Here is a 22899-nt window from a genome sequence, read left to right as displayed (position 1 = left end):
TCATTATTTATTCATGGTCAGGAGCTCTTCTTTTACTTTTGTTTTGGCAAAAGTAACAAAACCATTTGTCATCCACAAAACTCGTCAGATACCATCATCTTACAGAAATTTCGCAGAAACTTTTTTGAGCAGAAGCAGTCCTGCCTCGAACAGTTGTGGATGACTTTTACGCGTATCGCATGATTACATATTTTTTAAGTACTGGATTCTATGAACATCGTCCTCCTTGACCCGCGCCAAACTGAATCTGAAATCTGGACGATTAGCGCCAAACGTCAGCTTGAACATTTACGCACGCATGTTGATATCCAAGTCGGAGATACTCTAAAAGTCGGGATTCGGGAAGGGCAACGCTATCTCACAGAAATTGTCGAAGTGACCGAACACGCCATAAAATTAAAACCCATTAAAGAAGAAATGGTTCCGGCAAAATTACCGGTCACTTTAATTGTCGCCATGCCGCGTCCAAAAGTGCTGCGCCGCCTGATTATGGATAGCGTCACCTTGGGAGTGGAAAAAATTATTTTGCTGCATAGCTATCGGGTAGATAAAAGCTATTGGCAAACCCCATTTTTACAGCAGCTGGATCAATATATAACACTGGGTCTGGAACAGGCTGGCGATACCATTGCGCCAAAAATTGAAATCTATAAACGCTTTAAGCCTTTTGTAGAAGATGTCTTACCCAGTTTAATTACTGCGGAATGTCCGGCTTATGTAGCCCATCCTTATGCAGACATCAAAATGCCGTTTGCGATTGATCATCCGTGTAGCATTGTGATTGGGCCAGAAGGCGGCTTTATTCCCTATGAAGTGGATTTACTGATAAAAAACGGCTGCCAAGCGGTGAGCTTAGGCAACCGTATTATTCGAACCGAAACCGTAATTCCCTACGTACTCGGGCGCTTATTTAGCGCGAGCTGATTCAGGCGCTTCAGCATCGCTACTACCACGATACATTTTCACTTCCTGTACCGGATAAGGAATAGAAATGTCGTGTTCAGCAAAACCTTGAATCACATGTTCCTGAACTTCACTGATGGAAGCAGCAGTAGTCGTTTCAGTGGTATCGACCCACCAGCGCACATTCAGGTTAATCGAGAAATCTGCCAGGGCATTCACGTTCACTGCAAAACCTGGTTGGCTCAAAATGGTTGGATCTTTGTCCAGAATACTCATGATAATGCTTTTGGCTTTCTGGATATCATCTTCATAGCCAATACCCACTACAAATTCACAACGACGGCGCTGATAAGCGGTATTTACTGTGACTGCACTGGTATAAACCGTGGCGTTTGGAATCACGATGCGGCGGCCATCCGGTGAGCGTAAAAATGTTGCACGAATCTGGATATCTTCAACCGTACCTTCCATGCCAGAGACAATGATGTCATCACCAATCTGGAACGGTTCGCCTAGTAAAATCAAAATACCGGATAGCAGGTTCTGGAAGATGTCCTTGAATGCGAAACCGATCGCAACCGAACCAATCCCCAAGGCACTCATCAGCTGACCTGGAGTAAAGCCCGGGATGGAAATCACCATCGCAATCAGGAAACCAAAGAAAATAATAGCTGAACTACCGACCCGGTTGAGAACAAGGACCAGATTCTGTTTGGTATAGCTGCGGTCGGCCAAGGCTTTACGGACAAAAAATTTAAACAATTTTGACAGTAAATAGAAGATGGTAAATACCACCAGTGCAATACAGATATAAGGTAAACGTTCCCAGAATGCCTCGACAAATTTATCGATGGTCGAGTAGGCATCGTTATACTTTGCCGTATGTTCGAGCACGGTTTGTGCGGTTTTTTCGGTTGCTTCTTGCAAGAGTTGAGATGTGCCTTGAGTCACATCATTCAAGGCATTGTTTTGTTCAGCCACAGATATTCCGGATTATGATCATTGGCCGGTATTTTGCCTGAAACTCAGCAATAATTTAACCAGCAATATGCGGCATTCACTATAGTTTTGTGAGAAAACTGTCAGCCTGTTTAAAAGTATGCAGTACCTTTTTGAATCACTTTTTGTGGCATTTCCAGTTCACCGGCACCAAACCTATAAGACACGATGCTGCCTGAAGCCAAGAAACTTAACACAGTGATGATAATGATCAACCAGGCCAATATTTTCTCCAAGACCGGTGTTTCACGCGGCAAGCCATAGTTGTTGATGCCTTTGCTGCCCGAACCCAAAAGCAGATACAGTCCCATAAAAATATTGACCAGTGGCAGCAAAAACAGCAAGATCAGCCAGCCACTACGGTTCAGGTCATGCAGGCGGCGTACCGTAATCACCATCAAGAAATAAACATACAGCACCAGTATCACGACAAAGCCTAGTCCCGCTATTCCGGTCAGGGTATTGACGAACTGATTGCTCATAGACAGGGTATGCACATTAAAAATACCCAGCGCCAGACTGAAGGCAATCGTGGCAAAAAAAGCAATTAAATGCACAAACCCATACCAGCCAATTGAACTCAGACGACCGAAACGCCCTTCTGGAGAAAGCGGATTATCTGCCTTGGCCGGTTGAGATCGGGAAAAAAAGGGGGAGGAGTCTTGCGGTTTCATACGCGTTTTCCAAATAAAATTCAGAGAAGAAAAATATTGTATTTTGTAAAGTTAACAGTACGTTCTATGCTTAAATTATAAGATTAAAAGAACAGGTCAGATACGAATAAAACCATATTTTTGATTGAATATGATAAGGGGTATGTGTTTTAAATTGTATAAATAAACTACGACCAAAGCATGATTGAAGCGGTTGAAAAATAATCGCCATACTGTAAATACGCAGTTAATAAATAAAGCAATAACGCGGCATAACATCTCGTGATGAGATGAATAAGATCAAGGAAGTAAGCAATGAATGAAATCTATCCTGTACCAGAAGAATTTAAAAAAACCGCTCGCACCAATGAATCTGAATATTTCGAGCGTTATCAGAAATCCATCGAGCAGCCTGATGAATATTGGGCTGAACAGGCTAAAAAACTGGACTGGATTAAACCTTTTACCCAGGTCAAAAATACCAGTTTCGACAAGAACAATTTCAAGATCGAATGGTTCGCCGATGGACAGCTAAATTTGAGTGCCAACTGTCTAGACCGCCATTTAAAAGAACATCCACACAAGCCGGCCATTATCTGGGAAGGGGACCATCCTTCACGGCATAAAATCATTTCCTTTAAAGAACTGCATGATGAAACCTGCCGTTTTGCCAATGTCCTGAAAAAGAATGGGATTAAAAAAGGCGACCGGGTGGTGCTATATATGCCGATGGTTTCTGAAGCCGCAATTGCGATGCTGGCCTGCGCCCGGATTGGCGCAGTGCATTGTGTGGTATTTGGCGGCTTTTCTCCCGATTCTCTGGCCAGCCGGATTGAAGACAGTCAGGCCAAAATGGTGATTACCGCCGATTCAGGCATGCGCGGCGGTAAGCCGATTCTGCTCAAAGCTAATGTTGATGAAGCCTTGAAAATTGCCGGAACTGAATCGGTTGAACATGTGATTGTGGTACACCGTACCGGTAATCCGATTGAGCTGAAGGAAGGACGTGACCTGTGGTATCACATGGAAATCATGTCGGTGAATGAAATCTGCCCGCCTGAACCGATGAATGCTGAAGATCCGCTATTCATTCTGTATACCTCGGGTTCAACAGGCAAGCCTAAAGGAGTGTTGCATACGACTGGTGGCTATCTAACTTACGTGAACTCTACTTTCCGTGAAGTCTTCGATATTAAGCAGGATGATGTGTTCTGGTGTACTGCGGACGTGGGCTGGATTACCGGGCATTCCTATGTGATCTATGGCCCACTTTCCAATGGCACCACCACGGTGATGTTTGAAGGTGTACCGCAATATCCAACCTGGGCGCGTACCGGTCATATTGTCGATAAGCATAATGTTTCCATTCTCTATACCGCACCCACGGCGATTCGTGCCATGATGCGAGAAGGAGATACTTTTGTTCGTGAAAGCGACCGCAGTAGCTTGCGCCTGATCGGTTCCGTGGGTGAACCCATCAATCCGGAAGCCTGGAACTGGTATTACACCGTGGTCGGTGAAAGTCGCTGTCCAATTGTCGATACCTGGTGGCAAACCGAAACCGGCGGAATCCTGATTTCACCTCTGCCGGGTGCAACCGATTTAAAACCGGGTTCTGCCACCCGACCATTGTTTGGCATACAACCGGCCATCGTCGATGCTGAAGGCAAGGAGATTGAAGGTGAAGCCGAAGGTAATCTGATCATCAAGGATTCCTGGCCGGGTCAGATGCGTACCATCTGGGGTGATCCTGAACGTTTTATCGAAGCCTATTTCTCGACTTATCCGGGGACTTATTTCACCGGAGATGGGGCCCGCCGTGACAAGGATGGCTATTACTGGATTACCGGACGGGTCGATGACGTACTGAATGTTTCCGGCCACCGTTTGGGTACGGCAGAAGTGGAAAGTGCCTTGGTGGCACATGAACATGTGGCTGAAGCGGCAGTGGTCGGTATGCCGCATGACATTAAGGGTCAGGGCATCTGTGCATTCGTCACCTTACAGGCAAATTTTGAAGAATCCGAAGAACTGCGTCATGAACTGATCAACTGGGTACGTAAGGTGTTGGGACCTGTGGCTACACCGGATGCTTTGCATTGGGCACCGGCTTTACCGAAAACCCGTTCCGGTAAAATCATGCGCCGTATATTAAGAAAAATTGCCGCCAATGAACTGGATACTTTGGGAGATACTTCAACCCTGGCCGATCCACAAGTGGTGGACAATCTGATTGCAACGGTCTATCCCGACAAGTAAGGAGTTGATCAAAATACCGCCTTATTTTCAGGCGGTATTTTTATTTTATGTATAAAGACTTCAGGCATTCAGATAATGCAGCAAAACATCATCTGCTAAGCTAAAAATATAGCAATAATCAGATCATATTATGAATGCTTCATCTCCACTTTTAACTTCAAATCCATTACACATCGCTCAACAACTTGCGGAACAATTTGCAATCACCGCTGCGGAACGCGACAAGCAAGGTGGAAATCCTAAATTTGAACGTGATTTAATCCGTCAAAGTGGTTTACTGGGACTTGCCATTCCATCGCAATATGGGGGGCAGGGCGCGGACTGGAAAACGGTATTTCAGACCATTCAGGTCATTGCCCAGGTCGACAGTTCACTGGCGCATGTTTATGGCTTTCATCATTTGCTGATTGCGACGGTGCAACTGTTTTCACAGCCTAAACAGTATGGCAAATGGTTTGAACAAACAGCCAAAGAAAACCTGTTTTGGGGCAATACCTTAAATCCGCTAGATCGTCGGACTACAGCAGAAAAAATTTCGGAAAACGAATACGTGTTTCATGGTGATAAAAGCTTTTGCTCAGGTTCGATCGATTCAGATGTATTGCTATGCTCGGGCTATAACGATGAAGGCAAATTGCTGATAGCTGTGATTCCGACCGCACGTGAAGGGGTGAGTTTTTTAGGTGACTGGAACAATATGGGACAACGCCAGACCGATAGTGGTACCAGTCACTTTGAGCAGGTTAAAATTCAACATCATGAATTACTGCTCAATCCGGGACCACTCAGTACGCCGTATTCGAGCCTACGTCCGCTGATTGCGCAACTGATTTTTGTGCATCTGTTTTTAGGTGTGGCAGAAGGGGCTTTTGAAACCGCCAGACAAACCGTGCAAAGTCAAAAAGCCTGGTCCAAATCTTTGGCTGAAAATGCCATAAATGATCCGTTTACGCAAAAGCATTTTGCCGAGTTTTATGTGCAGCTTGAAGGTGTGCGTTTACTGGCAAATAAAGCAGTAGAGACACTACAGAAAGCCTGGGAGATTGGCGAAGATTTAACAGCCGAGCAACGCGGTGAAGTGAGTATTGCCATTGCGACTGCTAAAATTGCAGCAACCAATACTTCGCTATTTGTGACACAAAATATTTTCCAGGTGATGGGTGCTCGTGCCACCACAGCCAAATTAAACCTGGACCGTTTCTGGCGTAATGTCCGTACCCAGACGCTGCATGATCCGATTGATTATAAGTATCAGGAAATTGGGGAGTGGGTGTTAACGGCTAAAGTGCCTGATCCGAGTTTTTATTCGTAATCTGATATTCAAAAAAGCCTCCCAATATAGGAGGCTTTTCTTTTATTTTTAGATTTAAAAATGAATTAAGATCGTGGAACGTGAAAAATCATTTAAAAAGCCTAATTTGTAAAGATTAGGTTTTTTCATTATGCTTAAATCAATGATTTATAAAAATAAATTTTAATTTCGTATAAAGTGTATGATGTTAATTTTAGAAAAACTGATTAATTATCAATTAAAAATATAAACAGATAAAAGAGAAGTTAATCACCTTACATCATAAGATAAGTACAGGCTTTCCAGCAGGTACTTTGGTATATACAAATAAAGGTTTAGTTCCAATTAGATGCTAGTTTTTTTTACTTTCTAAAATTGAATCTAGATTATCTTTAGCTAACACGTAATGATCTAATACAAATTATTATTATCTATAAGATTTTAAAAATTTTTCCACTCAAAGTACTTTGGAAAAACATTTCAAAACCAGGTCGAATATCTTCACCATCAACGGTGATATATTTTATATTCGAATGAGATTGCGTGTTGGCAAACTGATGATCCACTGTTGCTTGAATAGCGTGTTTAACACCAAACTGATCTTTCACGCTGAGACTCTGTTTAAACATATATACCCTTAATAAAATTTTAGTGGGAAAAACCTAATTTATTGATGTTTATTAATTTTATCTCTAAGGAACTTTATGGTTTAATTTAAATAACTGATTTGGAGAAGTGTAAAATGTACGGCCATCCAAATTTAAATCAACCTCGATTCCAGATTCCAGCAGAACTCTTTTACCGACTTCAATTTGTTTAAAACCTTGACGTGTATTCTGCATTTTATTGAGAGGAATTAATGAAACAATAATTTCAGTACCATTTTTAGATTTTGCAATTAAATCATTTATTTTTAACAACTTATATCCTATTTTTTAGAGATTTTTTTTTCAATTTTGAAAACAAATTTTAAAGTATAAAAAAAGCACTCATGAGTGCTTTTTATTGCTGCCTATTATTACTTAGATAGCAACAATATTTACAGCATTCGGTCCTTTTTGACCTTGAGCTATACTGAATTCAACTTGCTGGCCTTCAAGTAAGGTTTTGAAACCTGAACTCGCGATTTCGCTGAAATGAGCAAAAACGTCTGGACCCGATTCTTGTTGAATGAAACCAAAACCTTTAGTTTCGTTAAACCACTTAACAGTACCTTTAACAACATTTGAGTTTGACATAATATATCCTACTAATTTTAATAATTTTTTAGTCATTTTGTTGACTGATTATAACTTTGAAATAATAAAGAATGAGACTTAAAATCTGAAAAAAACGAAGGATTATGACTAAAACTGCGATACTTAAAGAAGATTTACCGAAACAAGACTTTTTTCTAGTTAAGTTAAATATACACTAAAAACAGAAATAATCAAGTTTTTTTATATATATATTTGTTTTTTTTATAAAAAATCCATACTTTATAAAAAATAAATTAATTCAATAACATATTATTGTTCTTTAATTGTGATTGCTATTAAATAGGTTTAATCTGCTCGAATGACATTTTTTTTAACCCAGTCAATCAATGCGATTGTATAGTTTCATAGTAATAATATTGGGTGTTCTAATTTTAGGAATGATGTTTTTTCCCATATGCAAACAGCTTTTGTAATAGACTTCTTTCATAAATCATTTTAGAAACTAAAAATTGTTCGTAAAGCCAAAATTGAAAATAGATTTTAGTCAATATTAGATTCATGAGTGTGGCATGGATGCCACACATTTCCCATCACGACAAGGATGTCGTGTATGGGAAATAAAAGGTTTTTGTCTACTTTTGACCTTTCAAAAGTAGAGAGATTGCCTACGAAAAGGCAAAAAAATTAAATCAATCAAATGAGGCCGTGCTGATTTAAAAAAATCAAATATTAAACATTTTTTGATTTATGAAAGAGATCTAATGTTTTAGGTTTTATTTAACATAAAATCTCTTGCCAATAATTTTATTAAAAAATAGTCAGTTTTGCTGATTTCTTAATAGTTGCTGTGCCAGAAAAATCCACAAATTCTACGGACTACTATCGGAATAAAAATTACTCGGCTCTGTACGCTCTGGCGCACATCAATTTAAGGATTTTGCGGATGGGCACAGCCAGATTTTTTTCCTATGATGAAGTCATACAGGAACAGGAAGTTCCGGAACAGAAAACAACAATAAAACGTTCATACACCAGGATCGTGAAGCAAGACAGGAGTCATGCTTAACTCACCCATACGAAAAAGCCCGATAGGATGTCGGGCTTTTTTTTATGTCATTTTATTCAGCCATGATTACTGGGCTGCTTTTTCTGAATCAGATTGTGAACTTACAGGCTGTTGACTCGCAGAAGCAGGGCTAATCGTTTTATTGATTGGACGGTGATCCATCATTGTCCCGATGGGTGATACACGCCAAATCACATTGCCGACATCATCAGCCACTAAAATAGCCCCGGAACGATCAACCGCTACGCCAACAGGGCGGCCAAGTGCATCACCCTGATCGCTTAAAAATCCCGACAGTACATCTTGTGGAAGACCTGACGGTTGGCCATTTCGAAATGGCACAAAAATAACTTTATAGCCACTATGCGGCTTACGGTTCCATGAGCCATGCTGACCAATCAGCGCACCACCGTGGTATTGAGGCATTAATTCGGCAGTATAAAATGTCAGGCCTAAGGAGGCGGTATGGCTACCGAGTGCATAATCAGGCTTAGTCGCACGTGCGACCAGCTCAGGATTTTGTGGTTTTACCCGCGTGTCTACATGTTGGCCATAATAGCTATAGGGCCAGCCATAAAAAGCACCGTCTTTGACCGAAGTCAGGTAATCAGGCACCAGGTCATTGCCAATTTCATCCCGCTCATTCACGACTGTCCAAAGCGTGCCGCTCTGAGGTTGCCAGTCCATCCCGTTGGGGTTGCGTAGCCCTGTGGCAAAGGGTCGTGCTTTGCCACTGGCAATATCAAATTCCATAATCAGGGCCCGGCCAGCTTCCTGGTCTAATCCATTTTCCGCCACGTTACTGTTTGATCCCACAGTAATATAGAGTTTGCTGCCCGCAGGATTGGCAATCACGTTTTTGGTCCAATGGTGGTTTAAGGTGCCGCCCGGTAAATCCAGTACTTTGCTGCCGCTTGCTGTAATTCGGGTTGCACCTTGTTGGTAAGGAAAGCGCATGAGCGAGTCGGTATTGGCCACGTACAGCATATTACCAACCAGCGCTATGCCAAAGGGTGAGTTCAGATTTTGTAGAAATACGGTTTTTTGGTCAGCCACGCCATCGCCATTGCTGTCACGCAGCAGGCTAATGCGGTTGGCACTCGGATGTGATGAACCGGCACGCTTCATCAGCAGTTTCATGATTTTGCCTCTAAAACCCTTGCTGTCATCCGGCTTGGGCGGTGCATCGGTTTCGGCCACCAGCACATCACCATTCGGCAACACATATAGCCAACGCGGATGCTCAAGTTCTTTGGCAAAGGCCTGTACTTTTAAGCCTGCAGCGGGGGTGGGCATGGTACCCGCAGGCCAGCCTGTGGCAGGGGCGATATTGACCGTAGGAAACAAACTTGACTTGGGTTCAGGCAGATGCGGTTGAGGACCATAACTGTCGGTAATGGGAGACTTGGATGGTGATGCACATCCGGTGAGTGCCAATACAATGGCAGAGCCCGCAAGAGGCAGTAAAAGTTGAGCAGACATCTTTATTTCCAGCTTATTTTTTGCCGCTATCGCCTTACTTTAAAAGTTAGTTGAAGCAGCCACCATGCTGTTCTTGTTTTTTCTGGTTGCCGATTGGTTATTGCTTTTTGGCTTCAAGGTATCAATTCCAATGCTCATCTGAAAGAAAGCGCTAAAAAATTTAACAAGACTGGCTAATACACTTGATGGAGTAGAAAGGATGGCAAGAACTAATTGCTTCTATTAAGCTTAAAATTTCTGCTATACAAGCAAAAAAAATCCCTCAAGCCGAGCCTTGAGGGAAAGTTGGAAATGCCATTTGATTATTATAGTTTGAGTTCATGTACCGTCTGTTTGATTACCGAGATTAAGCAGACTTAGGCGTGACAACAGCCAGCTGTTGCGCTTCCAGTTCACGAACCAATGGCAACACTTTTTGTCCAAAATATTCCACTTCTTCAATAAAATGTAAGAAGCCGGACAAAACCAGATCCACACCGACTGCTTTAAGTTCAACTATACGTTCTGCAATTTGCTGCGGTGTACCAATTAAATTGGTCTTAAAGCCATCGTTGTACTGCACCAAATCTTCAAAGGTCGATTTTGCCCAGTTACCTTCACCCTCTGCTGTTGCAGCACCCGCTTCACGGGTGGCCTCACCAAAAGATTTCACTGCCTGAACATTGGCCTTGGTCACAATTTCCTGCAGCACGGCTTGCGCTTCTTCTTCCGTATCTCGGGCAATCACAAATGCATTCACGCCAATTTTTACGGTATGGTTATTGGCTTTGGCTTTTTCACGGATATCATCAATCTGCTTTTTCAGCTCTTCCGGGGTATTTCCGTTGGTAAAGTACCAGTCCGATACACGAGATGCCATATCACGCGCTGCACGTGAGCTACCGCCCTGAAAGATTTCAATATGCGGTTTTTGTACCGGTTTTGGCGACAGGGTATAGTCCTTGAACTGATAGAACTTGCCATCAAAACTGAAATGATCCTGCGTCCATACGCCTTTTAAGCTGCGAATGAATTCTTCAGAACGTGCATAACGCTGGTCATGTTCCGGCCATTCTTCACCAATGGCATCAAACTCACCGCGGAACCAGCCACTGACCACGTTAATGGCAATACGGCCATTGGTAAGGTGATCGATAGTTGCTAATTGTTTGGCAGCCAGTGCCGGTTTCCACGGACCTGGCAAAATTGCAGCAATCACTTTAAGTTTTTCAGTTTTGGCCAAGATGCCATGACTGAAGCTGACAGATTCGTGCTGATTTTCTGCGTTATAACCGGCAGTAAAACGAATCTGGGTTAAGGCATATTCAAAACCACTTTTTTCCGCGGCTTGCGCTAGACGTACGTTATAGTCATAACTCCAGTCCGTACGCTGTTCAATATCACTGACCACCAAACCACCGCTGACGTTTGGCACCCAATAAGCAAATGTAATGTTTTTATCTTGTCGCGACATTTTGCAAACCCTCAGGATGTAATTCTTTAGCTGCCTTAAGCCACTTGTGACTTGGGTGCTTTTTTGCTGTGCAGGCGCGCTTCAGCAGCATCAAGGCTTGGTACTGCAGCAGAAGGAAGAACTTCTTCCTGTTCAATTTGCTTGTTGATACCCAGGTTCTGGTTGGCTTGTTGAGATTTCTCTTTGACCACTTCAGCACGTTGACCTTTCGCCGGTGCCCATTCAAGAATTGGCAATGCACGTGCTACCGCGAGGGTAATGCGGTCGCGCAGCAGCTCGCTGTGAATGGTGTATTCAGGGGTAAAGTCTCTGTCGGTTGCATAGACGCCGATGGGTAAAGTTTGTGCCTGGAAAAAGCTGAATAATGGACGCAATTGATGTTCAAGCACCAAAGCATGACGTTCACTGCCACCCGATGCTGCAAGAAGTACCGGTACATCGACCAGTGCAGTTTGTTCTACAAAGTCAAAGAAGTGTTTGAACAGACCGGTAAATGAGGCACGGTAAACCGGCGTACCTACAATTAAGGCATCTGCTGCTTCAACTGCTGCCAGGTCATCTTGTACACGTTGTGGCAACTGGTTACGGTAAATTGCACCGCCAAGTAAAGAACCGATTTCGCTAAATTTGATAAAATGAACATGAATTGGAGTGGCTTCACCTAATTCATCAATAATCGCTTGTACCAACGCTTCGGTTTTAGAAGGATTGTTTAATCCACCTGATACAGCCACAATATTCAATGGTTTTTGCGCATTTAAAATAGACATTTTCGAATAACCTAAAACATAAAATCTCGGAATAGGTTTATTAATCAACAGCAGGCATATTCTGTAAAATAAGCAAATCAAGAAAAGTTATCTGATTTTAAGATATGAAGAATAAACTCATTGAAATGGACTTTTACATCTCTTAATATTTTGATTTTTATATTTATATTCATTAGTAATAAGCATTTTGAGCTGATCGATAAAATTTATATCAAAATATGATTAGGTTTGATGATTTTTCGAAAAACCTTAAAAAAAGGAGTTTTTTGAGAAAATAATCTCATATTAGATGAAAAAAGTTATTGATTGCATATCCTTAATAGTCCTTGTGTGGTTAGAATAAGCTTAATGTGCACAAGATCCTTCATGTTGTTGCTTATGAATATTTTAATCGTTGATGATCATCCACTGTTTCGTCATGCCTTGATTCAAGCCGTTCGTTATAGCTTGCCGCAAGCGCAAATTCAGGAAACAGCTGCAGTAAATGAGTTTTATGAACGCTTAGATAATGGGCCGGAACCAGATTTGGTTTTGCTGGATCTCAATTTACCGGGAGCTTCGGGCTTTTCGGCTTTGGTGCATGTTCGTGCACAATATCCGTCCATTCCGATTATTGTGGTGTCTGCGCATGAAGAAGTGTCCATTATTCAACGTGCCATAGCCCATGGTGCGATGGGCTATATTCCGAAATCTGCGCATCCTAGCCATATTGGTGAGGCGATCCGTCAGGTACTGGAAGGGGAAATCTGGTTGCCGCCAAACTTGCCTGCCAACATGAACTTTGACCCGCGTGCGGCAGATGAAACTGCACTGGCAGAACGTATCCAGTCGCTTACCCCGCAACAGTTCCGCGTATTGATGATGGTGGCGGAAGGTTTGCTGAATAAACAGATTGCTTATGAGCTGGATGTTTCTGAAGCAACCATTAAAGCGCATGTCACCGCCATTTTCCGTAAGCTTGGGGTGCAAAACCGTACTCAGGCAGTATTGGCGATTAGTGCCTTGAATATTGAAGAAAAGAAAATGTAATGTTGTTGAATGCAGCATGACATAAAAATTGCATAAAAAAGGCACCTCATTCAGGTGCCTTTTTTATGCTATGTGCTTTTGAAACTGCTTTTGAAACTGCTTTTGAAACTGCTTTTGAAATGAGTTTTCAGCTTTAAAATTAGGCCACACAACTTTGTTTAGGGATGTGGTCGGTGCAAAATAATGGATTTAACGCACATTGCAGATCATCAATCTGTTCCTGCGACACGTATGCTTTTTCTTTCAGATATTCAGCCACGCTGTCATCGCGCAAACTTAAAAATGCAGCATCATAGACACCGAGGTCGACAAATAAGGCTGCGGTTTCCAGACTGTTAAAACGGTCCAGATAAACATCATTGCCATACAGCAGGAAAATATGATCTTCATTGGCCTGCGGATTAACACCCAGATGGCTGGCCAGATCCAAGGGTGGGGTTTTAATAAACAGCAGATCGGATAATTCATCAAATTGGGTGGTATCTAAGACATTGGCATCGGTTTTGACTTTACCCAGCCAGGCCTTAAACACCAGTACTGCACCGCCGCGTAACAGCATGCTCCAGATTTGATGGCGCACGCTATCGCTTAAGTCCCGAGACTCGGTTTGCAGGGATTGAACCAGTTTATCTTCCTGTTCTGCCAGTCGTTCAAATAAGCCTAGGCCTTGCGGTTTATAGGCGGCAGGGCTAAAGACATCGAAATTCAAATCGGCAAAGACTTGTAAGGCGAGGGGAACTGCACTTTGATACAAAGTGTCCAAAGCCTGGATATGAGTGTCGTCCAATCTGCTGTACTTAAATAGTTCATTCCACTGAATTTCAGGTAATAGCGCATTGACACCGTATTGTCGGTAAAACTGTTGCGATTGATCCAGATCATAAATGCCGGTTTCAGAAATGCTCATCTTGGAACTCCTGTAATGTGTAGGATGATCAGTTTCTTAGGCTGCGTTTTTATAACTTGGATCGAAATCTAAAAACTGATCTTTTCTTGCTCTTATATATGCGCGGGCAGCAACGGAAACGGTATACGACTAAAGTTATATGAAGGTGATTTTTAGTGAAAAATATTTTAAAAAATAATGGCTTGAAAAATTGTAACCAAGTATACAAGTGTATATTTAAATTTTGATGTTCTATGCCATAGTAAATAAAAATGTGTAATTTTTAGTCAATAAAATGGCAGTCAAAATAAAGAAATTGAACAGTTTTGCCTAGAGCGAAAAATAAATTGTTAATCAAAGGAAAAAAGCTGGATTTTTGGAGGAAAAAACGTCCATTGCCAGGCTAGGCAATGGACGGCTGATTTGAGGCTAAGGGATTAAGAACCGGAAATTTTGAGGCCCGATAACCATGAACGCAGCGATGCTGGTTTTAACGGTTTTTTCAGCAACACAATATTCAGTTCTTTCAAATGTTGCGGCAGTTCAGGATCGGAATCTGCGGTAATTAAGGCCACAGGCACCTGTTCCTGACGATTTTCCAGAATGAAATCCAGTCCAATTTTATTGTTATTCAGATGCTGATCGACCAGCCACACCTGAATATTCTCTTGCTGAATCAACTCTAAAGCCTGTTCCGGTTCAGTCGCCTTAAACACTTGATAGCCCCATTTGGTCAGTAAGGTAGACATCCCTTCCAAAATGGTTTCATCATTGTCCAGACATAGAATTTTATAGGCCTTGCTTTTCAGCGGAGTCGCCTGGACAGGAGTTGTCACCACTTTCGGCGCATTCACAATTGGGACTTCAATCATGAAGCAAGAACCCTTGCCATATTCGGAATAGACATGTACCGGATAGTCCAGCAGGCTGGTCATACGTTGCACAATGGCCAGGCCGAGTCCCAGACCTTGCTCGCCCCAAGGCGAAGTATGGCCGCAGCGCTCAAATTCCTGAAACAGCTTAATGCGCTGTTCTTCGGCAATGCCCGGGCCAGTATCCCATACCCCAATCCGGATATGTCGCGGTTTTTCGGCACAACGCAGCACACCGACAATGACACGTCCTTTGGCGGTATAACGTAAAGCATTACTGACAAAGTTTTGAATGATACGGCGAATCCACTGTGGATCGGTATCGATCCAGAACTGGGCATCATGCACGCTGAATTTAATGCCACGTTGTGCGGCAATGGATTTAAATTGCAGTTCCAAATCGCTTAATAAATCATGCAATGGGTAAGGCTGACGTTTCGGCTGGATGGTACCACCTTCCAGACGGGCAATATCCAGCAGGGCAGACAACATGCTTTCTGCACCATGCAAGGCACGATCAAGCTGTTGCAGGGTCTTGCGGTCTTCCTCCGACTGTACGCTTTGTTCTAAAGCTGTACTAAACAAACGTGCCGCATGCATCGGTTGCAACAAATCATGACTGGCAGCGGCAATAAAGCGGCTCTTGGACATATTGGCACGGTCGGCCTGTTCGCGTGCCAGTTGCTGTTCAGAAAGTGCATCGGCCAGCTGCTGGGTACGGTCTTGTACCCGTGCTTCAAGTACGGCTTCATTTTCACGGAAAGCGGTAATGTCGGCAAACGTGGTGACGAAGCCGCCGCCTTCAATCGGATTACCGCGCATCTGGATCACGCGGCCATCTTTACGGATCCGTTCAAATTCATGCGCACTGCCCATGGCCATCCAGTGAATACGTTTGCGCACGTGTTCTTCGACCGAACCCGGCCCGCATTCACCACGCTCGGCGTTATAACGGATCAGGTCGGCAATCGGACAGCCGACATAGACAATATCTTTGGGATAATCGAACAGCTTGAGATATTGATTGTTCCAGGCCACCAGACACATATTTTCATCGACCACGCTCACCCCTTGGGTCATATGGTCAATCATGGTCATGATCAGGTTCTGGTTAAAACGCTGCCATTGCGAGGCCTGGTCCAGAATATTCGCGACCTGACCCAACGCCAGACCATTATTTACCATTGCAGTGGTAAGCAGGGTACGCGCGGAAGCGGCACCAATAGTTCCGGCAAGATATTGTTCAGTGAAGCGCCACCACATGCCATTGGCACTGCTATTTTCATTCAGCACCACGTTGTTTTGAGCACAGAACTGACGAAAGGCCTGAGTCGCCGGTCCTTCACCGGTAATCCGTTTGGCCAGGGTAATTAAATCGCCAACTTTCAGACGGGCAACATCCTGATGGGAATAATTGATTTCACTTGAGCTACTTTGAGTCGGCAAAGGTTTGGTTTCATAATAGAAAAAACTTTCCGCCTGAATCTGCTCGGCAATGCTGGGCCGGAAAATCCGAGACACCCAGACATAGAGCAGGATATTCAGACCCAATGCCCAGGTCACGCCATGGGTGAGGGGAGCAAAAGATTGAAAACCAAACAGGGCTTCTGGACGTAACCAGTTAATACCAAAAGGTCCCGCAAGCAGGAAATGCTGGCTAAAATGACTGTATTCAGCCGGCAGACTGCGCAGTACGGTAGGCAATAACAAGGTATAGGCCCACATGACAAAGCCGGCAATCAGACCGGCATACACACCTTGTTTACTGCCACCGCGCCAATACAGGCCACCAATCAAGGCTGGAGCAAATTGTGCCACGGCACTGAAAGCCAGTAGACCAAATACGGATAGCTGGTCGATGTCATTAAAGAAATGGAAGAACAAGAAACCGAGCAGCATGACGGCTAAAATACACACCCGACGGGTAAATTTCAGCACCAGAGGCAGACGTTTGTCATGACGTGAAAGTAAGCCGCTACGCCATAAGGCGGGCATAATCAGGTCATTACTGAGCATAATCGACAGGGCCACGGAAGAGACCAGCAGCATACCTGTGGAAGCAGAAAAGCCACCCAAGAAAGCCAAAAGCGTCAACCATTCCTGGTCATAACTCAGCGGCAGTGACAGCACTGCTACATCAGGGATCGCTAAAAAGTGCGGTGCCGCATGCAATGCCCAGCTGGCAATCGGAATAATCGCAACCGTAGTCAGAATCAGATAAGTGGCAAACCAGCGACGTGCGCCGCGAATATGTTTTTCATCCCGTAGTTCCACTACAGCCACATGGAATTGTCGCGGCAAGCAAATTACGGCCAGTGCGGCTAATAAGGTCTGTACCCAAAAGGTTTCAGGCACACCAAAAAGCTGAACCTGTTTAAAGGTATCGACCACATCACTGGAAATCTGTCCCAAGTTTTCGGGTGCATCAAAGACAAAAAATAATGCCACACACAGCAAGGCAAACAGTTTAACAAAAGACTCAAATGCCACCGCCAGCATTAAGCCGCCATGCTGTTCGGTATTGGCAATTTGCCGGGTACCGAAAATCATGGCTAAAATGGCTAAAACTCCGGTCAGGAAAAGTACGCTATTGGTGGTGCCCTGTATGCCGGTATTTTGTTGCAAAACCACTGCAGCACTCAAGGCAATGGCTCTAAGCTGCAAGGCCAGATAGGGAATAATGGCAATGACTGCAAGAATTGTAACTAAAGATGCCAAAGGACCACTTTTGCCATAACGTGCGGCAACAAAATCTGCAATCGAAGAAATGGCATGATGCTGACGCACGCGGCCTAAGCGTCGCCAGATATCATAACCGACCCAGACAAAAATTAAGGGGCCCAAGTATATGGGAAGAAAGATAATTCCTTCACGAACAGCAGCCCCGGTTGCACCGTAGAATGTCCAGGAGGAGCAATACACCCCTAAGGTTAGACTAAAGAGTAACATGCGGCCGCGGGTACTTAATCGACTCGCGTGTTTTTCACCAAAAAAAGCACAGATAAAAAGTATTGCGATATAAAGGGCGAGAACCCCAATAATGAGCCAACTGTTCATATTGCCTACAGCGTAAATTTATGTCGTAATGATACCCTATCTAATAATCTTGCCGCTTTAATTGATCAAAATTTAACGACCAAAGTATTAATTACAATAACCCAAGAAGATTGTTAAGTTAGACAACGAAATAATTCGAATTAAAAAGATTCACCTATGGCTGGGTGCACACAGGAGTATGATTATGGATGAGGCACAAGTAGAACGTATTCTACAGAATCCCAAATTTAAAGAAATGGTCAGCAGAAAAAGCAGATTAAGTTGGACTTTAACAATCATCATGTTGATTGTTTATGTTGGATTTATGCTTTTAGTTGGTTATAACAAAGAATTCTTGATGAGTTCATTTAGTGGTGGTATTACAACTTGGGGAATGCCACTCGGCTTGGGCATTATTGTATTGTCTTTTATTCTATGTGGCGTTTATTCGTATATTGCGAACAATAAACTTGATGCATTGAATGAAGAAGCAATGCGTGAAGTTGAAGCAATCACTCATGAAAAAGGACAATAATCAGATGAAATGGAATTCATTAAAAGCGCAAGCAGTTGCTGCTTCTACACTACTGATGTCAGGTATGGCAATGGCTAGTCCAGATTTGGGCGCTGCTGAACAGCAAGCCACCAACTGGCATGCGATTATTATGTTCGCGATTTTCGTGGGCTTCACTTTGGTTATTACCAAATGGGCAGCTAAGCAAACTACAAGTACTACAGACTTCTATACTGCCGGTGGCGGTATTTCAGGTTTCCAGAATGGTTTAGCGATTGCCGGTGACTATATGTCAGCCGCTTCGTTCCTCGGTATTTCTGCACTTGTGTTCGGTTCAGGTTTTGACGGTTTACTTTACTCACTCGGTTTCATGGTAGGTTGGCCAATCGTATTGTTCCTGGTGGCAGAGCGTTTACGTAACCTGGGTAAATTCAACTTGTCTGACGTGGTTTCATTCCGCTTAGAGGAAAAACCAGTACGTACCTTGGCAGCACTCAGCTCTTTGGTGGTTGTTGCCTTTTATCTGATTGCTCAGATGGTGGGTGCAGGTCAGCTGATCAAATTACTGTTCGGTTTGAACTACAACATTGCTGTGGTGATTGTGGGCCTTTTAATGATGGCTTACGTAATCTTTGGCGGTATGTTGGCAACCACTTGGGTACAGATCATCAAAGCGGTGATGTTACTTTCAGGCGCAACCTTCATGGCTTTCATGGTGATGAAAGGTGTGGGCTTCAGCTTTACCAACATGTTTGAACAATCGATTCAGGTATTCTCTAAAGTACATGAAATCAGCCTTGCAGAAGCAGGCAATATCATGGGACCTGGTAAACTTGCAGCGAACCCGATTGATGCGATTTCTTTAGGTCTGGCATTGATGTTTGGTACTGCAGGTCTTCCACATATCTTGATGCGTTTCTTTACCGTTAAAGATGCCAAAGAAGCACGCAAATCAGTGGTTGTGGCTACAGGTTTCATCGGTTATTTCTACCTATTAACCTTCATCATTGGTTTCGGTGCGATCCTTTACGTATCAAATAATCCGCAATTCCTTGATGTTGCAAAAATGGCAGTTACTGGCAAGCTAGAGCTTGTTGGTGGTAACAACATGGCTGCAGTTCACTTGGCTGATGCTGTTGGCGGTGACTTGTTCATGGGCTTCATTTCAGCAGTAGCATTCGCAACAATTCTTGCAGTTGTGGCTGGTTTGACATTGTCTGGTGCTTCAGCAATTTCGCATGACTTGTATGCAAACGTATTCAAGAAAGGCCAAACAACGCCTGAATCTGAACTACGCATGTCTAAAATTGCAACTTTAGGTTTGGCAATTTTCGCAATGATTTTGGGTATCTTGTTCGAGAAACAAAACGTTGCATTCATGGTTGGTTTGGCATTCTCGGTAGCGGCGTGTGCGAACTTCCCGGTACTGGTATTGTCAATGTTCTGGAAAGGCTTGACCACTCGTGGTGCAGTGATGGGCGGTTTAGTTGGTTTGGTAACTGCGGTGGTATTGATTGTACTGGCTAAAGCAGTTTGGGTAGATACATTGCAAATTTCAGATACACCAATCAACCCATTCAATGGTCCGGCAATCTTTGCTATGCCATTATCATTCTTCTGCTGCTGGTTGTTCTCTGTGACTGACAGCTCTGCACGTGCGCATGCAGAACGCAAAGCATTTGATGCACAGTTTGTACGTTCACAAACAGGTATTGGTATCTCTGGTGCGTCAGACCACTAAGCGATCACTACTTTAAAAAAAGTCCCGTCAGGGACTTTTTTTATGCTCAAAACTTTATCAAAGAGTGAGTATAAAGATGGGAAATTTTTATACACATCTGTCACTTACAGGGAGCGGAGTTTATGCTAAGTTAAATCACAAAAAGAAAGCTAGCCCCTAAATAAACCAGAACAGAAACATTGTGGAGTTGTGAATGCAGGCCATTATTGATGTTTGGAAAGTTTTCCGCTTATTGCCTTCTGCCTGGTTGCTCTCATTACAATTCATTATTCTAATCGTATCGGTTGCCGTCAATTACAGCATGACCTACCGCACCATAAGCTGGGTATTAGGCGTATTAGTGTTACTGGTGATTGCCAAAGTTATTAAACAAACCCCAATGTTTACCTTCTTGGGACTGAGTTTTGTGGTTGGGGCGGTGTTTTTTTCTTCATTGATTTTATTGGGGGTAGAGAACCCGCTAATACAAGTGACTGCGCATGGCTTTGAGGCCGCTGCTTATTTTAGTGCCACTTATGGTCTGTTACGTTATATGTTTGAAGACCGCTATCTCACCCAGGATGAGCTGTTTGCTGCGGGAGCGGTATTTACCCTGCTGGCCTGGGGATTTGCATTTTTATATAACATTTGCCAGCTGCTGGTGCCAGGAAGCTTTCAGAATCCCAATGTTGCAGGTTTACAAAGCTGGCTTGATCTATTGTTCCTGAGTTTTAGTTTGCAGTCTGCCACAGGCTTGTCTGATCTTATTCCCATGAGTGCACCTGCACGTGTACTGGCATTGCTGCAAATGTTCTGTGGGGTCATGTACTTGGCGCTTATTGTTTCACGTTTAATTGCTTTGCAATACATTGCCCATTTGCCTAATCGGGACAAATCCAAAAAATAAGATAAAACTTTAAGTAAGTTGGAGAAAACTAAAAGCTTTATTTTGACCATGTATTTGTATGCTTTGGGATTTTTATTTATTTTAAGGGGTAATTTTTTATCTATCTGGCAATTGTGGTTTTGACATTAAATCCATGCCTAAAATCAAAAAGGACGCAATGTGCGTCCTTTTTGATTCGTTTTCTAAACTGAATTAGAAGCGGAATTTAGCGTTTACGCCAACAGTTTGAGTGTCAAGTGCAACTTGTTCTGCATTTGCATTTACATAAGAAGCACCAACTGCAACAGCAGGAGTGATGAAGTAATTTACGTTCGCACCCCAAGCTTTGTCTGGAGAACCAGTGAAGCTAGATTCCATATAAGATGCGCCAACGCTTAACTTAGGTGTAACAAAAAGAGTTGTACCTAGGTTGTAAGCAGTATCTTCACCATACACTAAACCAGACTCAAAACCGATTGACATGTTCGTACCATCAATTGCGCCTACGTATTTAGTACGTGCAGTGATTGCATCTTGATCTTGATCGATCGTAGCAGTTTCACCAACTGATTTAGCAACGCCATTAGCCATGACATTGAATGCATCAAGAGCCGTTTGATCAGCAACACTCGTATAACCTACTGCAACCAAGAAATTAGGCGCAGCAAATGCACCAAGTTCTAAGGCATAACGATCGCCCTGATTATCAGTGGCGTTATTATTTTTGCTGTCTAAAATTGTGTGGCTATAAGAAGCGCTAGCATATACAGGCACAACTTGAGTTGGCACATAAGCTTCAGCTTTAACGCCATAGTTATGAGCGACAACGTCGATACCGTTTGAACCTAACTCGCCGTAATTATAAGCAACAGATACGTTAGATGCTTGGTTTAAGAAAGCTGCTTCAGCCAATGGGCCTTTAGAAGAGTCAACATCTTTAAGGTAATAAGTGCCTTGCAAACCACCGGTGAAATCTTTGTCATTTGCTGTGGTGTCGATGTACTCAGATTGACCTTGTACTTCTACTTGATATGCTTGCGCACCGGTCATGGCTAATAATAAAGCAGTGGCTAAACCGAGTTTTTTCATAATAATTACCAGTTCTGTTAAAAATGGATTAAACAGTAAGCATTGTATTGTAACAAAACATTAAGTCAATGAACTAAAAGGACATTATTTTGTTGAGTTATTGCTCTAAATGATTTAGGTACAAAAAACATACAAATGATTTTTTTTTAAAAAATGTTTTCAGAACAAATAAATATGAATTTTTTTAAAATTACCTTTTTAAGAAGAAGCAAAATCAATAGATGTTTTACAATGTAAAATTGGATTAATATTCTATTAATTATCGTAAAATTCAATTTAAATGTATTTTTATTATGTGAACTATTCATTGAATTTTAAATATTCACCCGATTCCAACAATAAAAATCACATAAAAGTGATTTTTTGTTTAATAAACAACCATCGGATCTTTTTATTTTGTGATTTATTTAACATAAATATTCCATTATTGTGATGAATTTCAAATCATAGTGCTTTAATAGGCTTTACTTATTTTAATATTTTCAACATAATATCTCTATCAATTCATACTACATTGAAATAATGTGATGATGATCTGATTCTCCATAAACAAGTTTTTGTTTTATACGCCCAACTTTCCCCAAGGTTGGGTTTTTTTTGTTTAAAAAAAATATTTCAGTTGCTTTTGAGATCAAACAGAACCAGTAATGGAAAATAATAAACGATAGCTAAAGCTTATTTTTAGCCATGAGATCGTAATTTTTAAAATTCCATCATAGATGAAATTATAATGCACAAATATGATGCAAAAATATGATTGTTTTTAGGGTGTTTATTAAGCTTCACCCATAA

General features: G+C 42.5%; 18 protein-coding genes. 7 read left to right on the top strand and 11 right to left on the bottom strand.

The window, feature by feature from the left end:
* The first annotated feature begins 210 nt into the window (after positions 1-210).
* Entirely contained in the window at positions 211-924 is a 714-nt protein-coding gene (locus B9T29_RS04010; RefSeq protein ID WP_086174680.1) for a 16S rRNA (uracil(1498)-N(3))-methyltransferase, read from the top strand.
* Here B9T29_RS04010 and B9T29_RS04005 read toward each other — a convergent pair.
* Entirely contained in the window at positions 907-1884 is a 978-nt protein-coding gene (locus B9T29_RS04005) for a mechanosensitive ion channel family protein (protein ID WP_086174679.1), read from the bottom strand. The two genes, B9T29_RS04010 and B9T29_RS04005, sit on opposite strands and share 18 nt — an antisense overlap.
* Positions 1885-1994: 110 nt before the next feature.
* The gene (locus tag B9T29_RS04000; RefSeq protein WP_086174678.1) at positions 1995-2576 is read right to left on the bottom strand and encodes a DUF805 domain-containing protein; all 582 of its coding nucleotides are present in this window, start codon (positions 2574-2576) and stop codon (positions 1995-1997) included.
* 294 nt (positions 2577-2870) lie between these two features.
* On the opposite strand from B9T29_RS04000, the gene acs reads away from it, so the two are divergent.
* Positions 2871-4814 (top strand): acetate--CoA ligase, encoded by a 1944-nt coding sequence (gene acs / locus B9T29_RS03995; protein ID WP_086174677.1) that lies wholly within the window; start codon positions 2871-2873, stop codon positions 4812-4814.
* A gap of 130 nt (positions 4815-4944) precedes the next feature.
* On the top strand, positions 4945-6126 hold the full coding sequence (locus B9T29_RS03990) for an acyl-CoA dehydrogenase family protein (RefSeq protein WP_086174676.1): 1182 nt from the start codon (positions 4945-4947) through the stop codon (positions 6124-6126).
* A 410-nt stretch (positions 6127-6536) separates the two neighbouring features.
* On the opposite strand, the gene B9T29_RS03985 is transcribed toward B9T29_RS03990, so the two are convergent.
* The 6 genes from B9T29_RS03985 to msuE all read right to left on the bottom strand — a co-directional run bounded on the left by B9T29_RS03985 (position 6537) and on the right by msuE (position 12075).
* Positions 6537-6734: a hypothetical protein gene (locus tag B9T29_RS03985; protein ID WP_086174675.1), complete on the bottom strand. Its 198-nt coding sequence runs from the start codon at positions 6732-6734 to the stop codon at positions 6537-6539.
* 63 nt (positions 6735-6797) lie between these two features.
* The gene (locus B9T29_RS03980) at positions 6798-7025 is read right to left on the bottom strand and encodes a hypothetical protein (protein WP_086174674.1); all 228 of its coding nucleotides are present in this window, start codon (positions 7023-7025) and stop codon (positions 6798-6800) included.
* Positions 7026-7127: 102 nt separating this feature from the next.
* Complete coding sequence (locus B9T29_RS03975) at positions 7128-7343, bottom strand: cold-shock protein (protein WP_086174673.1); 216 nt, start codon at positions 7341-7343, stop codon at positions 7128-7130.
* A 1093-nt stretch (positions 7344-8436) separates the two neighbouring features.
* Positions 8437-9852: a PQQ-dependent sugar dehydrogenase gene (locus B9T29_RS03970; RefSeq protein ID WP_086174672.1), complete on the bottom strand. Its 1416-nt coding sequence runs from the start codon at positions 9850-9852 to the stop codon at positions 8437-8439.
* Positions 9853-10198: 346 nt separating this feature from the next.
* Positions 10199-11305, bottom strand: coding sequence for a dimethylsulfone monooxygenase SfnG (gene sfnG / locus B9T29_RS03965; protein ID WP_086174671.1), 1107 nt, complete (start codon positions 11303-11305; stop codon positions 10199-10201).
* A 35-nt stretch (positions 11306-11340) separates the two neighbouring features.
* Positions 11341-12075, bottom strand: a complete 735-nt coding sequence (gene msuE / locus B9T29_RS03960; RefSeq protein WP_086174670.1) for an FMN reductase — start codon at positions 12073-12075, stop codon at positions 11341-11343.
* A 378-nt stretch (positions 12076-12453) separates the two neighbouring features.
* Between msuE and B9T29_RS03955 the strand changes: the two genes are divergently transcribed.
* Entirely contained in the window at positions 12454-13104 is a 651-nt protein-coding gene (locus tag B9T29_RS03955) for a response regulator (protein WP_086174782.1), read from the top strand.
* Between the two features lie 139 nt (positions 13105-13243).
* Here the strand turns inward: B9T29_RS03955 and B9T29_RS03950 are convergent, their stop codons facing one another.
* On the bottom strand, positions 13244-14011 hold the full coding sequence (locus tag B9T29_RS03950; protein WP_086174669.1) for a hypothetical protein: 768 nt from the start codon (positions 14009-14011) through the stop codon (positions 13244-13246).
* A gap of 416 nt (positions 14012-14427) precedes the next feature.
* Complete coding sequence (locus B9T29_RS03945; protein ID WP_086174668.1) at positions 14428-17919, bottom strand: PAS domain-containing hybrid sensor histidine kinase/response regulator; 3492 nt, start codon at positions 17917-17919, stop codon at positions 14428-14430.
* Positions 17920-18103: 184 nt separating this feature from the next.
* Between B9T29_RS03945 and B9T29_RS03940 the strand changes: the two genes are divergently transcribed.
* From B9T29_RS03940 to B9T29_RS03930, 3 genes are all read left to right on the top strand, one after another.
* Positions 18104-18433 (top strand): DUF485 domain-containing protein, encoded by a 330-nt coding sequence (locus B9T29_RS03940; RefSeq protein WP_086174667.1) that lies wholly within the window; start codon positions 18104-18106, stop codon positions 18431-18433.
* Between the two features lie 4 nt (positions 18434-18437).
* The gene (locus B9T29_RS03935) at positions 18438-20153 is read left to right on the top strand and encodes a cation acetate symporter (RefSeq protein ID WP_086174781.1); all 1716 of its coding nucleotides are present in this window, start codon (positions 18438-18440) and stop codon (positions 20151-20153) included.
* 193 nt (positions 20154-20346) lie between these two features.
* On the top strand, positions 20347-21039 hold the full coding sequence (locus B9T29_RS03930) for an ion channel (RefSeq protein WP_086174666.1): 693 nt from the start codon (positions 20347-20349) through the stop codon (positions 21037-21039).
* 192 nt (positions 21040-21231) lie between these two features.
* On the opposite strand, the gene omp33-36 is transcribed toward B9T29_RS03930, so the two are convergent.
* Complete coding sequence (gene omp33-36, locus B9T29_RS03925; RefSeq protein ID WP_086174665.1) at positions 21232-22107, bottom strand: porin Omp33-36; 876 nt, start codon at positions 22105-22107, stop codon at positions 21232-21234.
* Between the last annotated feature and the right edge of the window lie 792 nt (positions 22108-22899).

The sequence above is a fragment of the Acinetobacter sp. ANC 3903 genome (genome assembly GCF_002135315.1).
Lineage (GTDB): Bacteria > Pseudomonadota > Gammaproteobacteria > Pseudomonadales > Moraxellaceae > Acinetobacter.
Note: the sequence above shows the minus strand (reverse complement) of the source record. Positions and strands in the feature narration are given on the sequence as shown.

Coding starts and splice junctions, on each gene's coding strand:
- B9T29_RS04010 (WP_086174680.1), top strand. CDS start 211: ATGAACATCGTCCTCCTTGACCCGCGCCAAACTGAATCTGAAATCTGG.
- B9T29_RS04000 (WP_086174678.1), bottom strand. CDS start 2,576: ATGAAACCGCAAGACTCCTCCCCCTTTTTTTCCCGATCTCAACCGGCC.
- acs (WP_086174677.1), top strand. CDS start 2,871: ATGAATGAAATCTATCCTGTACCAGAAGAATTTAAAAAAACCGCTCGC.
- B9T29_RS03990 (WP_086174676.1), top strand. CDS start 4,945: ATGAATGCTTCATCTCCACTTTTAACTTCAAATCCATTACACATCGCT.
- B9T29_RS03985 (WP_086174675.1), bottom strand. CDS start 6,734: ATGTTTAAACAGAGTCTCAGCGTGAAAGATCAGTTTGGTGTTAAACAC.
- B9T29_RS03975 (WP_086174673.1), bottom strand. CDS start 7,343: ATGTCAAACTCAAATGTTGTTAAAGGTACTGTTAAGTGGTTTAACGAA.
- B9T29_RS03970 (WP_086174672.1), bottom strand. CDS start 9,852: ATGTCTGCTCAACTTTTACTGCCTCTTGCGGGCTCTGCCATTGTATTG.
- sfnG (WP_086174671.1), bottom strand. CDS start 11,305: ATGTCGCGACAAGATAAAAACATTACATTTGCTTATTGGGTGCCAAAC.
- msuE (WP_086174670.1), bottom strand. CDS start 12,075: ATGTCTATTTTAAATGCGCAAAAACCATTGAATATTGTGGCTGTATCA.
- B9T29_RS03955 (WP_086174782.1), top strand. CDS start 12,454: ATGAATATTTTAATCGTTGATGATCATCCACTGTTTCGTCATGCCTTG.
- B9T29_RS03950 (WP_086174669.1), bottom strand. CDS start 14,011: ATGAGCATTTCTGAAACCGGCATTTATGATCTGGATCAATCGCAACAG.
- B9T29_RS03945 (WP_086174668.1), bottom strand. CDS start 17,919: ATGAACAGTTGGCTCATTATTGGGGTTCTCGCCCTTTATATCGCAATA.
- B9T29_RS03940 (WP_086174667.1), top strand. CDS start 18,104: ATGGATGAGGCACAAGTAGAACGTATTCTACAGAATCCCAAATTTAAA.
- B9T29_RS03935 (WP_086174781.1), top strand. CDS start 18,438: ATGAAATGGAATTCATTAAAAGCGCAAGCAGTTGCTGCTTCTACACTA.
- B9T29_RS03930 (WP_086174666.1), top strand. CDS start 20,347: ATGCAGGCCATTATTGATGTTTGGAAAGTTTTCCGCTTATTGCCTTCT.
- omp33-36 (WP_086174665.1), bottom strand. CDS start 22,107: ATGAAAAAACTCGGTTTAGCCACTGCTTTATTATTAGCCATGACCGGT.